The following is a 12,579-nucleotide window of genomic DNA, read 5'->3' as shown; positions in this document are numbered from 1 at the left end:
GTGGGTGCAGGGTCGAAGGTCGGCTGCGGGCAGGGCCATGGGTCAGCGGGGGCCTCAGTCGCCGTGGCGGACGAACTCGACCGAGGCGACCATCGCCTGCAGCTGGTGCAACGTGGAGGCGGGCGTGCCCGGCAGGTGCGCGGCCATCACCAGCAGCGGGTCCCCGTCGACGTCGACGACCCACAGGTCGAGGTCTGCCCTCGGGCCCGGGGAGCTGATGACGCCCTGGTCGACGGTGTCGACCAGCTCGAGGTCCGCCCCGGCCGGGCAGGTCGCATCGGGCGTGGTCCGCACGTGCAGGTGGGTGGTGGGGTTCCCGAAGCGCTGCACCGGCTCGGGCGGCGTGATCAGGTGCATGCGCGGCATCCGGGCCAGCGCCCCGACCAGCTCGTAGGACGACTCGTTGGGGGTCGGGGTCCGCCAGGACTCCCGGCGCCCGCACGGGTAGGACATGACGCCGGTGACGTCGAGCACGAGGAGGCTGGCGTACCCGTCGCCGTCCCACCGCACCGGGCCCTCCGCGGCGTACCACCCGTCGAAGGTCGTGAGCCGGACCGTGAGGTCGTCGAGCTGCCAGGACGGCTGGAGCTCGTAGACGGCGCGCTCGAGCGGGGGCGTGTCGTCCCGGGCCGTCGAGTCGGGGAAGCGGACGTCCGGCCAGCGGTGGACCTCGAGGCCCGCCGCGGCCGCGGTCGACAGCGGGGTGTGCCGGTTGCCGGAGCCCTGGGTCAGGGACAGGACGCCGACGGACAGGGCGAGGACCACCACCACCGAGACGAGGAGCCCGCGGCGGTGGGCCGCCATCGCGCGTGCGACCTTCCGGCCTCGTGGGGGGCGGTCACGCCCCTGGCTCAGGGTCTCCTTCTGCTCGTCCATGGCGTGCCTCCACGTGGCGCCTAGGGGTGCCGACCCGCGACCGGCGCCCGGGTCTCGACGCTCGGGGTGAGGTGGGTGAGGAACCAGTCCCGGGCGAGGGCGGCCACCCGCTCCAGCGCCCCGGGCTCCTCGAAGAGATGGGTGGCGCCCGGCACCACGACCAGGCTCGAGGCCTCCAGCCGCTCCTGGGCATGTCGGTTGAGCTGCAGCACGGCCTGGTCGTGGCCGCCGACGATCAGCAGCGTCGGAGCCCGGACCCGGGCGAGGTGCCCGGCGGCGAGGTCGGGACGTCCGCCCCGGGAGACCACCGCGGACACGTCCAGCACGGCGTCGGTCGCGGCGACCAGCGCGGCCGCCGCGCCCGTGCTCGCGCCGAACAGGCCCAGCGGCAGGCCGCGGCACCCCGGCTGCTCGCGCAGCCACGTGCAGGTGGCGACCAGGCGTCGGGCGAGGAACTCGATGTCGAAGACGAGGGAGCGGTCGCCCTCCTCGGCGTCGGTGAGCAGGTCCAGCAGCAGGGTGCCCAGGCCGGCGTCGCCGAGGACCTGTGCGACCCGGCGGTTGCGCGGGCTCAGCCGGCTGCTGCCGCTGCCGTGGGCGAAGGCGACCAGGCCGCGCGGCCGGGTCGGTACGTCGAGGATGCCGGCCAGTGGCCGCGGCGCGCCGGGCGCCGGGATCAGGACCTCGCGCGGCGTCCCCGGGCCCGGGTCCCGCACCGGCTCCGGGGCGTCGGGGGTGTCCGGGGCCCACGTGGCCCGGTCGAGGAGCGCCACCACCTCCGCGTCGTCGACCTGACCGAAGTCGCGGTAGACCTGCCCGACGGCCCAGAACGGGTACGGCGTGTCGAGGCAGACCATGTCGTCGAGCTCGCGCTTCATGTCCGCGACGGTCCGGCTCGATGCGACGGGCACGGCCAGCACCACCGCGCGGGCGCCGTGGGCGCGCGCCACCTGGCAGGCGGCGCGGGCGGTGGCGCCGGTCGCCACCCCGTCGTCGACGACCAGGGCCAGCCGGTCCTCCAGGGAGACCCGCGGCCTGGTCCCGCGCAGCCGTTGCGCCCGGGACTCCAGCTCGGCGCGGCCGGCGCGCTCGAGCTCGTGCATCTGGTCGTCGGTGATCCGGGTGCTCGCCAGCACGTCCCGGTTGACGACGACGACGCCGTCCTCGCCGACCGCCCCGACCGCCAGCTCGGGTTGGAACGGGACCCCGAGCTTGCGGACCAGGATGACGTCGAGCGGCGCGCGCAGCCGCCGGGCGACCTCGAAGGCCACCGGGACGCCGCCTCGCGGCAGGCCCAGGACGACGGGGGCCTCGTGGCGGTACGCGTCCACTGCCCGCGCCAGCTGGCGGCCGGCGTCGGCACGGTCCTCGAACATCATGGCGGGTCACCTCCCGGTACGGGCCGACCCATTCACGCTCTGCCCGTCAGGTCTCCTCCGCTAGGGGCGTTGGGCCCGTAGGGCTGGACGTGTCCGGGCAGCCGCAGCGTGAGCCGGGCGCCGCCCTGCTGGGAGCTCCCGGCGGCGACGGCGCCGGAGTGTCGGGAGGCGACCTGACGCACGATCGAGAGCCCGAGGCCGGAGCCGGGCATCGAGCGGGACTCCTGGGACCGGTAGAAGCGGTCGAAGACGTGCGGCAGGTCGGCGGGGGCGATGCCGGGGCCCTGGTCCTCCACGGTGAGCACGCCGTGGCTGAGCCGGACGGTGACCGTGCCCTCCGGCGGGCTCCACTTGGCGGCGTTGTCGAGGAGGTTGGTGATGGCCCGCTCGAGGGCGGCGGGCTCGCCGACCACCCACCACGGGTTGCTCGCCACGTCGAAGGTGACGCCCGGGGCGCGCCGGCGGACCCGGGCGATGGCCCGGTCCACGACCTCGGAGAGGTCCACGCACTCGACCACGTGGGTCAGCGGCTCGTCGCGGGCCAGCTCGACCAGGTCGCCGATCAGGGTGGTGAGCTCCTCGATCTGGGCGCGGACGTCCTCCAGCAGCTCCCGCCGGGCCTCCTCGGGCAGGTCGTGGCTCCCGCCCGGCCCGTCGGCCTGGGCGAGCAGGTCGAGGTTGGTGCGCAGCGAGGTGAGCGGGGTGCGCAGCTCGTGGCCGGCGTCGGCGACCAGCTGGCGTTGCCGGTCCCGGGACGCCGACAGCGCGGTCAGCATCTGGTTGAAGGCGGTGGCCAGCCGTGCGATCTCGTCGTCACCCTCGACGGGCAGCGGGGTGAGGTCCTCGGTCCGGGCGATGTGCTCGACCGAGGTGGTCAGCCGGCGCACCGGCCGCAGCCCGTTGCGGGCCACGCCCCAGCCGGCCATGCCCGCCGCGATCACGCCCGCGGCGCCGAAGAGGAGCATCACCGCGCCGAGCCGGTCGAGGACCCGCTGCTGGGGGCCGAGCGGCTGGGCGAGGACCAGCGCCCCGCCGGTCTCGGTGGGGACGGCGACGACCCGGTAGTCGATCCCGCCCGCGTTGATGGTGCGGATGCTGTAGCTGGAGCGGTGGTCGACGACGTCGACCTCCTGCTGGCCGAGGCTCAGCTTGGGTCCCCGGTCGATGGAGCGGGTGTCGTGGGCCGGGGTGATGTAGCCGATCCGGACGTCGGCGGCCCCGAGCGCGGCCGAGGGGATCGGGGAGTTGGAGCTCAGCAGCTCGGAGAGCGCGTTGGAGCTCGCCGCCTGGTGCGCCCGGTCGAGCAGCGACTGGTCGAGCGTCGACTGCAGCTGCATCCGCACCGTGACGTAGGCGCCCATCGCCACGAACGCGACCGCGACACCCACCGCGATCGTGGTCAGCAGGGTGACCCGGCTGGCGAGCGAGCGCCGGTAGTGCCAGCGGCGGTCGTCGCCCCCCTCCCCGAGCGGCACGGGCCCGACCGGCATCGCCCCCGGCGGCACCGTCCCCGGCGGCACTGTCCGGCCGTCCGGTGGCGGGGGTGGGGGCAGCGAGCTCATGACTCCTTCAGCACGTAGCCCACGCCCCGGACCGTGTGGATCAGCCGCGGCTCGCCCTCGGCCTCGGTCTTGCGCCGCAGGTAGCCGACGTAGACCTCCAGCGAGTTGGCGGTGGTGGGGAAGTCGTAGCCCCAGACCTCCTCGAGGATGAACGAGCGCTCGAGGACCCGCCGGGGCCGGCGCAGGAACATCTCGAGCAGCGTGAACTCGGTCCGGGTCAGCTCGACCGGCCGGTCGCCGCGGCGCACCTCGCGGGTGGCGATGTCCATGGTCAGGTCGGCGAAGGTGAGCGTCTCGTCGGCGGCCTCCTCCGGGGTGACCACCCGGCGCAGCAGGGCGCGCAGCCGGGCGAGCAGCTCCTGGAGCGCGAACGGCTTGGTGAGGTAGTCGTCGGCGCCCGCGTCGAGGCCCTCGACCCGGTCGCCGACCGCGTCGCGGGCGGTGAGGACCAGGATCGGTACGTCGTTGCCGGCGGCCCGCAGCGCCCGGGTCGCCTCGATGCCGTCGAGCCGCGGCATCATCACGTCCATGACCACCACGTCGGGCAGCGCCCCGGCCCCGGAGGTGCTGAGCCCGGCCAGCGCCTCGGCGCCGTCGGCCGCCAGGCTCACGTCGTACCCGTTGAACTCCAGCGAGCGGCGCAGTGACTCGCGCACGGCCTTGTCGTCGTCGACCACGAGGACGCGGGGCTTCGGCAGGCTCCCTGAGGACGGTGAGGCGGTCACGCTCCCACTCTGCCAGCCCAGCCTGAGTCGGGACTGAGAGTTGGGGTCAGCTGTAGCGGCGCGCCGTGTCGGCGGCCCGGGGGCCGTAGCCGCCGCCGAAGAGGCAGGCGTGGACCAGCAGCGGGAAGAGCTGGTGGAGCCCGACCCGGTCTTGCCAGCCGTCGGCGAGCGGCGCCGCCTCGGCGTACGCGTCGAGGACTCGCGGCAGGTTGGGCAGCCCGAACAGCGCGAGCATGGCCAGGTCGGTCTCGCGGTGCCCGCCGTGCGCCGCCGGGTCGATGACGTGGGCCTGCCCGTCGACGCCCCACAGCACGTTGCCGTTCCAGAGGTCGCCGTGCAGCCGCGCCGGCGGCTCCTCCGGGACCAGGTCGGCCAGGCGCCCGAGGACGGCCTCGACCGCGGCCGCGTCGTCGTCGTCGATCGCGCCGCGGTCGCGCGCGAGCTTCAGGTAGGGCAGCACCCGACGGCCGGCGAAGAACTCCGCCCAGGTGTCGGCGGGCCGGTTGGGCAGCGGCAGCCGGCCGATGTAGCCGTCCCGGTCCAGGCCGTACGACGGGGCGCCGGCGCCGTGCGTGGCCGCCAGCGCCCGGCCGAACGAGGTGGCGGCGTCGACGGAGCTCTTGCCCGGCTCGACCCAGGCGAGGATCAGGCACTCGTGGTCGACCGCGAGCACCTCCGGCACGCGGACGCCGCCGGCCTCGGCGAGCCAGCGCAGCCCGCGGGCCTCGCTCTCGAAGAAGTCCGGCGGCGCGCTCGGGAGCGTCTTCATCAGCGCCGTGGTGCCGTTGTTGAGCCGGAGCCGGGTGGCGGTCGCGATGTCGCCGCCGGCGACGGGGGCCGTGGCCACCACGGCCGCGCCGAGGAGGTCCTCGGCGCGCCGGGCGACCAGCGGCTGCCTGGTCACCCGAGCTGTGTCCTCAGCTGGGCCACGATGGTCGCGGCCGTGCGCTCCACCATGGCGAGCACCTCCTCGAAACCGGCGTGCCCACCGTAGTACGGGTCCGGCACCTCGCCACCCGGTTCGTCCGGATCGAAGTCGCGGAACAGCCGGACCCGCCCGTGCCCCTCGGTGGTCGAGCCGTGCCCCTCGGTGGTCGGGCCGTGCCCCTCGGTGGTCGAGCTCGTCGAGACCACGTCCGCCAGGTTCGCGGCGTCCATCGCCAGCACCAGGTCGAACTCGTCGAGCCAGGTGGCGGCGAACTGCTGCGCCCGGTGGCGGGAGGGGTCGTAGCCGGCGGCGGTCAGGGTGGCGGCGGCGCGGTGGTCCATGGGCCGGCCGACGTGCCAGTCGCCGGTCCCGGAGCTGGCGACGGTGATCCGGTCGGCGAGGCCGGCCTCGGCCACCCGCGAGGTCAGCACGACGTCGGCCATCGGGGAGCGGCAGATGTTGCCGAGGCACACCAGCGCGACGGCGTAGCGGCCCTCGGTGCGGGGTGCCGGCAGCGCTGGTCCGGGAGCGGTCACCGGCGCCGGGTGTCCGGCTCCATGAGCCCGTCGACGACCCAGTCCACGATCGTGATCACGATCGCGCCGCCGACCGCGGTCCAGAAGCCCTCGACGTGGAAGCCGATGTCGAGCTGGCCGGCCAGCCAGCTGGTGAGCATCAGCATGGCGGCGTTGATGACCAGCAGGAACAGGCCGAGGGTCAGGATGATGAACGGGATCGAGAGGATCTGCAGGACCGGCTTCACGAACGACGAGACGATGCCGAGGATCAGCGAGACCAGCAGCAGCGGGACCAGCTTCTCCTGGATCTCGGCGCTGCCGTGGGTGGGCCCCTCGAAGTAAATGCCCTCGAAGAGCCAGGTCGCCACGGCCAGCGAGAACGCCGTGCCGGCCAGCCAGGTGAGGAATCGCACGAGCCGATCCTAGGCCGACTAGAGCAGGTCGAGCGCGTCGAGGAGCGACTTCTCGGCGGCGGCGAGGTGCTGGCCGAGGTACGCCGAGGCCGCGTCGACGTCGCCGCCCTCCAGGAGCTGGAGCAGCCGGGTGTGGGAGTCGACCTCGTCGTGGGCGTTGCGGCGGATCCGGTCCACCTGGGCCAGGGCCAGTCGGAGCTCGAAGACCAGGGCCTCGGCCATGTGCACGAGGCGCGCGGACCCGGTCAGCCCGACCAGGGACACGTGGAAGGCGAGGTGCCGCTCGTTCAGCTCCTGGTAGGTCCCGCCGGCCCGGACCGCGGCGGTGTAGTCGGCCAGGCCGGCGCGCACCTGGGCCTGCAGCTCCTCCGACGCGACGGGCCAGCGTCGTACCCCCGCCCCCTCCAGCACCGCGCGGGCCCGGCAGACGTCACGGATGGAGTCGGGGCTGGGGGAGGCCACGGCGACCCCGCGGTTGGGCTCGCGGACCGCCAGCTTCTCGGCCACCAGCACCGACAGGGCCTCGCGGACCGTGGGCCGTGAGACGCCGAGGGAGTCGGCGAGGGCCACCTCGCGCAGCGGCGTGCCGGACCCCAGCTCGCCCTCGAACATCGCCCGGCGCAGCTCCTGGACGGCCCGGTCGACGGTCGAGGAGTGCTCGAGGCGCAGTGTCCCGAACTGCTCGCCCACGATGTCTCCTCACGGTTGGTGTCGCCCATTGTCGTCCAGGAGCCGCGCATCGCGGAGTTCACGCTCCGCCGCTGGAGCGGGCCGTCGCCGGGCTGGGTAGCCTCGGCCCGTGTTCCCGGTCGGTGGGGTGGGCGTGATGCTGCTCGGCGTCGCGCTGTCCGGCCTGCTCTTCCTGCTGCTCGCGATGGCGACCCGGCGCCGGCTCGGCACCGTGTCCGCGTTCGCGTTCGCCGGTCTGCTCTGGTCGGTGGTGGTGATCGCCTGCGTCACCCTGATCCCCGCCCAGGGCGCCCCGGGCGTCGTGTCCGCCGAGGGTCGGCTCTCGGGCTGCTCGTGGGACATCGGCGGCCCCGCGCCGGAGGGCTTCTGGATCTTCCAGAGCGGGCAACGGGCGCTCAACACCGCCCTGTTCGTGCCCTCGGGCGTGCTGCTGGTGCTCTGCGTCGCCCGGTGGCGGGCGGGCTGGGTGCTGGTGCCGCTCGGGCTGGCCGGGCTCGCGGCGTACTCCGCGGGGATCGAGGCGACCCAGCTGGCGCTGGCCCGGATCGACCGGGCCTGCGACGTCACCGACTTCGTCGACAACGTCACCGGGGCGGCGCTGGGCGTGGCGATCGGGATCGTCCTGGTGCCGGTGTTCCGGCCGTGGCGGGGCAGGACCCGGCGGCACCGCTGACGCGCCGGCCACTACTCTCGGCCGCATGACCGGCCCCGACACCCCTCAGCCACGCCCCAACATCGGCGCGATCCCGCCGTACGTCGCGGGGAAGCCGCCGACGGTCCGGCCGGGCATGACGTCGTACAAGCTCTCCTCCAACGAGAACCCCTACCCGCCGCTGCCCGGTGTGGTGGAGGCGGTGCAGGAGGCGGTCGGCTCCATGAACCGCTACCCGGACATGGGCAGCGTCGCGCTCTACGAGGCGCTCTCGGAGAGGCTCGGCGTGCCGGTCGGGGACCTGTCGCTGGCGACCGGGTCGGTCGGCCTGATCTACCAGCTCGTGCAGGCCTTCTGCGAGCCCGGCGACGAGGTCGTCTTCGCGTGGCGCTCCTTCGAGGCCTACCCGATCGCGGTCACCGCGGCGGCCGCCACCGCGGTCAAGGTGCCGGTGCTCGCCGACGGTCGCCACGACCTCGACGCGATGGCCGCCGCGATCACCGACCGGACCCGGGTGGTGCTGGTCTGCACGCCCAACAACCCCACCGGTCCGGCGGTCACCCAGGCCGAGCTGGACGCGTTCCTGGCCAAGGTGCCCGCCCGCGTGCTCGTCGTCGTGGACGAGGCCTACGTCGAGTTCGTGCGGATGGACGACCCGGTCGACGGCCTCGCGACCTACCGCTCGCACCCGAACGTCGTGCTGACCCGCACCTTCTCCAAGGCCTACGGCCTGGCCGGCTTCCGGGTCGGGTACGCCGTCGCACCGGCGCCGATCGCGGCCGCGCTGCGGGCGGTCTCGCTGCCGTTCGGCGTCTCGACCGTCGCCCAGGCGGCGGCCATCGCCTCCCTCGAGCGCGAGCCCGAGCTGCTCGAGCGGGTCGAGGCCCTGGTCGCCGAGCGGACCCGGGTCGTCGACGGCCTCCGCGACGCCGGCTGGGACGTCCCGGAGGCGCAGGGCAACTTCGTGTGGTTCGAGCTCGGCGACCGGACCGCCGACTTCGCCGCTGCCGCGGACGAGGTCGGCATCGTGGTCCGCCCGTTCGCCGGCGAGGGCGCCCGGGTCTCGATCGGCGAGGACGAGGCCAACGACCGGCTCCTCGTCCTGGCCAAGGAGTTCCAGAAGTAGCGCCGACCCGTCGCTCGTCGGCGCCGGTCAGCCGGTGACCGGCGCCGGCTCGGCGTCCTCCCGGGATGGGCTGACGGCCGGTCGGTGGTCCATCTCGCGCCACTTCGGGTCGGCGGCGGGCAGCATCGTGACCAGGAAGTACGCCGCGCCGCAGGCGAGCATGGCGACGGTGAGTCCGAAGCCGCTGACCAGCCCGCCACCGAGCAGGCCGCCGAGCGGCATCAGCGCGAAGCAGAGCGCCGCGGTCAGCGACGACACCCGGCCGACGAGGTGCTTCGGGATCCGCTCGTAGATCACCGCGCCCAGCATCGGGTTGATGAAGCCCGACCCGAAGCCGCTCACCGCCGCCACCAGCAGCACCAGCCACAGCGGGTTGTCCCAGGCGAGGACGAAGAACCGCGGGGAGCCGCACACCAGGAACGCGATCAGGTAGGTCTTGTAGCGCGGCAGCCCGGCCGCCCAGGTCGCGGCGCAGATCGCGCCGAGGGCCGCGGTGCCGCCGAAGACACCGAACAGCACGCCCATGACCGCGGGCCCGCCACCCCACTCGCGTGCCCAGACCGGCACGAGCACCGACGCGTAGGCGACGTCGAGCAGGTTGGTCAGCGCCACCATGAGCGCGATGGCCACCAGCACCCGGTCGCCGCGGAGGAAGTCCCAGCCCTGGCGCAGCTGGGCGAGGTACGGCGTGGGGTCGGCCCCCGCCTCCGTCTCGTCGGCCGCGGGCCGGCGCAGGGAGGTCGTCGCCCAGCCGAGGATCGCGGCCGAGACGCCGAAGCTGACCGCGTCGACGACCAGCGCGTTGGCAGCGCCGATCAGCGCGATCAGGCCGCCCGCGAACACCGCGCCCAGCAACGTCGCGGACCGCTCGACCGTGGCGTGCAGCCCGGTCGCCCGCTCCATCGGCACCTCCGCGGCCTCCACCACCGACGGCACGATCGAGCTCTTGGCGGCGTCACCCGGACCGCGCAGCGCGCCCGCGCAGGCCACCAGGGCGAGGAAGACGCCGAACGGCAGCAACCCGGCGGCGTACAGCAGCGGGATCGCACCCACGACCACCATCGAGCCCAGGTCGCAGCTGATGCTGACCCGGCGCGGGCCGACCCGATCGATGATCGGGCCGCCGAGCACCTTGAGCAGCACCAGCGGCAGCATCTCGAAGAGCGCGACCAGGCCGGTCTTCATCGGGGAGTCGGTCGTGACCAGCACGAAGTAGGGCAGCGCCAGCATCGAGACCCGGGTCCCGGTCAGCGAGACCGCCTCGGAGGTGAGCCAGCCGTACAGGGGCTTCCTGGTGCTCATGACTGCTCTCCTTCGCTGCCCGTGGCGGTGCCCGGGCGGGGGTAGGCGTTGATCTGGATGATGAAGTCGGCGGCGTCCTCGGTGTCGTCCTCCTCGACGTCGTCGAACGTGTCCGCGAGGGCCTGCACCAGCGCGCGGGCGCGGGCCGGGGTGAGCCGGATGCCCCAGTCGCTGAACGTCGACGCGTTGCGCCACTCGTCGGACAGCTGCCCACGCTCCTCGACCGCCCGCTGGAGCTGCTCGGTCATCACGATCGCGACCGACTGCACCAGGGCGTCGAGCGTCTCCCGGGTCGCCTGGTCGGGGTGCTCCTCCCGTGCGGTCCGCGTGGACTGGTGGGCCGCCTTCCACCACCGGTCCCGGGCGTTGCCGCGCTCGGTGTCCTCCACCACGAAGCCGTGCTGGGCGAGCTGGCGCAGGTGGTAGGACGTGGCGCCGGTGTTGAGCCCGAGCCGTGCGGCCAGCGTGGTGGCCGTGGCCGCTCCCTCGGCGCGCAGCAGGCCGAGCATCCGCAGCCGGACCGGGTGGCTCAGCGCCTTCATGCCCGCCGGTGACGGGGTGATCGAGGTGAGGTCCATGGCAGCAGCGTAGAACTGCAAAGGACTGTTTGCAAAGAGTCCTTTGTAAAATCTGTCAGAGGGCGTGCGCCTCCGCGCGCTGCTTGAGGCCGAGCAGCATCCGGCGCTCCATCACCGCGTGCGGCAGCTCGATGCCGAGGTAGTAGGCCAGTGCCCGCGGCTCCCGGTCCACGTGCGAGCGCGCGATCAGCCGGCAGGTCCCGTCGCTGTCGGGCTCGATCACGTAGGCGCCCCACCCCTCGATGACCAGGGCGTGCGGCGGGTCGACCTCGGCGAAGCGGGTGGCGACCCCGGGGACGAGCGTCAGCGGGTCACCCGGCCGCACGTCCTGCCACTCGGGGTGGATCCGGGTGGCGGTCCGCAGCCGGCAGCCGGCGAGGTTCTCCAGCCAGTCGTAGGAGTAGAAGCCGCCCCGGTCCTGGCCGATCTGCACCAGCCAGCGCCACACCGCCTCGGCGGGCGCGCGCACGGTGACGGCGCGGGTGGCCGTCGAGAGGGGTCGGCCCGGCCCGTCGCCGGGCAGGCGGCGGCGCCGCTCCTCCCCGGTGGCGCCCCAGTGCTGCAGCCACGGCCGCACCAGCACGGCGTACACCCAGGGCGCCGCCAGCCCGGCGCCCGTGACCGCCCACGCCGTACGCCGGGCCGCGGGGCGGCGGCAGCGCGCCGGCCAGCGGCGTACCGCGGCGACCGGCGCGACCACGGAGCCAGCGCCAGCAGCAGCGGACCTGCCGAGACCACCGTGAGCGCGCGGACCAGCTGCAGGGGCGTGGGCTTCGTCGTCATGGCGCGACCCTCCGCCGCGGCCCCGGTGCGCGGCAGGGCCGGACGTCCCGGTTGGGCCGCCGTGATCATGGGTACGGCTGGGGCGTGAGCGATGCGACGTTCGTCAAGCCGGGCCAGGACTACGACCGGGACATGGACTACATCCCGGACCGGATCACCCGGGACGCCCGCAAGCCCGACCACGGGCCGGTCGAGGGGGACCTGTGGCCGGTCGAGCCCGGCCGCTACCGGCTGGTCGCGGCCCCCGCGTGCCCGTGGGCCAACCGCTCGCTCATCGTGCACCGGCTGCTCGGGCTCGAGGACGTGATCTCGGTGGGGCGCCCCGCGCCGACCCACGACGAGCGCAGCTGGAGCTTCGACAACGACCCCGGTGGCACGGACCCGGTGCTCGGCATCCACCGGCTGCAGGAGGCGTACTTCGCGCGGGTCCCGGACTACCCGCGCGGCATCACCGTGCCGGCGATCGTCGACATCCCGACCGGCCAGGTCGTGACCAACGACTTCCCGTGGATCACCCACGACCTCTTCTTCGAGTGGACGGAGCTCCACCGTGCGGACGCGCCGGACCTGTGGCCCGAGGACCTCCGCGAGGAGATGGAGGAGGTGATGGAGCGGGTCTTCACAGAGGTCAACAACGGCGTCTACCGGTGCGGGTTCGCCGGCTCACAGGAGTCCTACGACCGCGCCTACGACCGGTTGTGGGCCGCCCTGGACTGGCTCGAGGACCGGCTGACCGGGCGGCGCTACCTGATGGGCGACCGGCTCACCGAGGCCGACGTCCGGCTCTTCACGACGCTGGCCCGCTTCGACGCGGTCTACCACGGCCACTTCAAGTGCAACCGGCAGAAGCTCAGCGAGATGCCGGCGCTGTGGGGGTATGCCCGCGACCTGTTCCAGACGCCGGGCTTCGGGGAGACGATCGACTTCGACCAGATCCAGGCGCACTACTACGTCGTGCAGCGCGACCTCAATCCCTCGCAGATCGTCCCGAAGGGCCCCGACCGGTCCGTCTGGACGACCCCGCACGGCCGGGAGTCGCTCTCCTAG

General features: G+C 74.0%; 14 protein-coding genes. 3 read left to right on the top strand and 11 right to left on the bottom strand.

Going from position 1 to position 12,579, the window contains the following annotated elements; all coding sequences use genetic code 11:
• Nucleotides 1-54: 54 nt before the first annotated feature.
• From ABD268_RS14760 to ABD268_RS14725, 8 genes are read right to left on the bottom strand one after another with little or no spacing between them, the layout of a single operon-like run.
• The gene (locus ABD268_RS14760; protein WP_344153647.1) at nucleotides 55-876 is read right to left on the bottom strand and encodes a hypothetical protein; all 822 of its coding nucleotides are present in this window, start codon (nucleotides 874-876) and stop codon (nucleotides 55-57) included.
• 20 nt (nucleotides 877-896) lie between these two features.
• Nucleotides 897-2,255, bottom strand: a complete 1,359-nt coding sequence (locus tag ABD268_RS14755) for a phosphoribosyltransferase family protein (protein ID WP_344153644.1) — start codon at nucleotides 2,253-2,255, stop codon at nucleotides 897-899.
• Nucleotides 2,256-2,287: 32 nt separating this feature from the next.
• On the bottom strand, nucleotides 2,288-3,817 hold the full coding sequence (locus ABD268_RS14750; RefSeq protein WP_344153641.1) for a sensor histidine kinase: 1,530 nt from the start codon (nucleotides 3,815-3,817) through the stop codon (nucleotides 2,288-2,290).
• The gene (locus ABD268_RS14745; protein WP_344153638.1) at nucleotides 3,814-4,542 is read right to left on the bottom strand and encodes a response regulator transcription factor; all 729 of its coding nucleotides are present in this window, start codon (nucleotides 4,540-4,542) and stop codon (nucleotides 3,814-3,816) included. Before ABD268_RS14745 ends, ABD268_RS14750 begins: the two co-directional genes overlap by 4 nt.
• A gap of 46 nt (nucleotides 4,543-4,588) precedes the next feature.
• Nucleotides 4,589-5,446, bottom strand: a complete 858-nt coding sequence (locus ABD268_RS14740) for a fructosamine kinase family protein (protein ID WP_344153635.1) — start codon at nucleotides 5,444-5,446, stop codon at nucleotides 4,589-4,591.
• Complete coding sequence (locus ABD268_RS14735; protein WP_344153632.1) at nucleotides 5,443-6,006, bottom strand: low molecular weight protein-tyrosine-phosphatase; 564 nt, start codon at nucleotides 6,004-6,006, stop codon at nucleotides 5,443-5,445. The genes ABD268_RS14740 and ABD268_RS14735 overlap by 4 nt, the downstream gene beginning before the upstream one ends.
• A complete protein-coding gene (locus ABD268_RS14730; protein WP_344153629.1) occupies nucleotides 6,003-6,401 on the bottom strand; it encodes a phage holin family protein in 399 nt (132 codons plus the stop codon). The genes ABD268_RS14735 and ABD268_RS14730 overlap by 4 nt, the downstream gene beginning before the upstream one ends.
• Nucleotides 6,402-6,419: 18 nt before the next feature.
• Nucleotides 6,420-7,091: a GntR family transcriptional regulator gene (locus ABD268_RS14725; protein ID WP_344153626.1), complete on the bottom strand. Its 672-nt coding sequence runs from the start codon at nucleotides 7,089-7,091 to the stop codon at nucleotides 6,420-6,422.
• A 109-nt stretch (nucleotides 7,092-7,200) separates the two neighbouring features.
• Between ABD268_RS14725 and ABD268_RS14720 the strand changes: the two genes are divergently transcribed.
• Nucleotides 7,201-7,764 (top strand): VanZ family protein, encoded by a 564-nt coding sequence (locus ABD268_RS14720; RefSeq protein WP_344153624.1) that lies wholly within the window; start codon nucleotides 7,201-7,203, stop codon nucleotides 7,762-7,764.
• 25 nt (nucleotides 7,765-7,789) lie between these two features.
• A complete protein-coding gene (gene hisC / locus ABD268_RS14715; RefSeq protein ID WP_344153622.1) occupies nucleotides 7,790-8,869 on the top strand; it encodes a histidinol-phosphate transaminase in 1,080 nt (359 codons plus the stop codon).
• Between the two features lie 27 nt (nucleotides 8,870-8,896).
• On the opposite strand, the gene ABD268_RS14710 is transcribed toward hisC, so the two are convergent.
• From ABD268_RS14710 to ABD268_RS14700, 3 genes are read right to left on the bottom strand one after another with little or no spacing between them, the layout of a single operon-like run.
• The gene (locus tag ABD268_RS14710; protein WP_344153619.1) at nucleotides 8,897-10,171 is read right to left on the bottom strand and encodes an MFS transporter; all 1,275 of its coding nucleotides are present in this window, start codon (nucleotides 10,169-10,171) and stop codon (nucleotides 8,897-8,899) included.
• Complete coding sequence (locus ABD268_RS14705; protein WP_344153616.1) at nucleotides 10,168-10,749, bottom strand: helix-turn-helix domain-containing protein; 582 nt, start codon at nucleotides 10,747-10,749, stop codon at nucleotides 10,168-10,170. The genes ABD268_RS14710 and ABD268_RS14705 overlap by 4 nt, the downstream gene beginning before the upstream one ends.
• 55 nt (nucleotides 10,750-10,804) lie before the next feature.
• Nucleotides 10,805-11,449, bottom strand: a complete 645-nt coding sequence (locus tag ABD268_RS14700) for a hypothetical protein (RefSeq protein WP_344153613.1) — start codon at nucleotides 11,447-11,449, stop codon at nucleotides 10,805-10,807.
• Between the two features lie 215 nt (nucleotides 11,450-11,664).
• Between ABD268_RS14700 and ABD268_RS14695 the strand changes: the two genes are divergently transcribed.
• Nucleotides 11,665-12,579 (top strand): glutathione S-transferase C-terminal domain-containing protein, encoded by a 915-nt coding sequence (locus ABD268_RS14695; protein WP_344154006.1) that lies wholly within the window; start codon nucleotides 11,665-11,667, stop codon nucleotides 12,577-12,579.

It is taken from the genome of Nocardioides koreensis (assembly GCF_039531775.1).
GTDB classification, from domain to species: domain Bacteria; phylum Actinomycetota; class Actinomycetes; order Propionibacteriales; family Nocardioidaceae; genus Nocardioides; species Nocardioides koreensis.
This window is presented reverse-complemented; position numbering and strand designations above follow the sequence as displayed.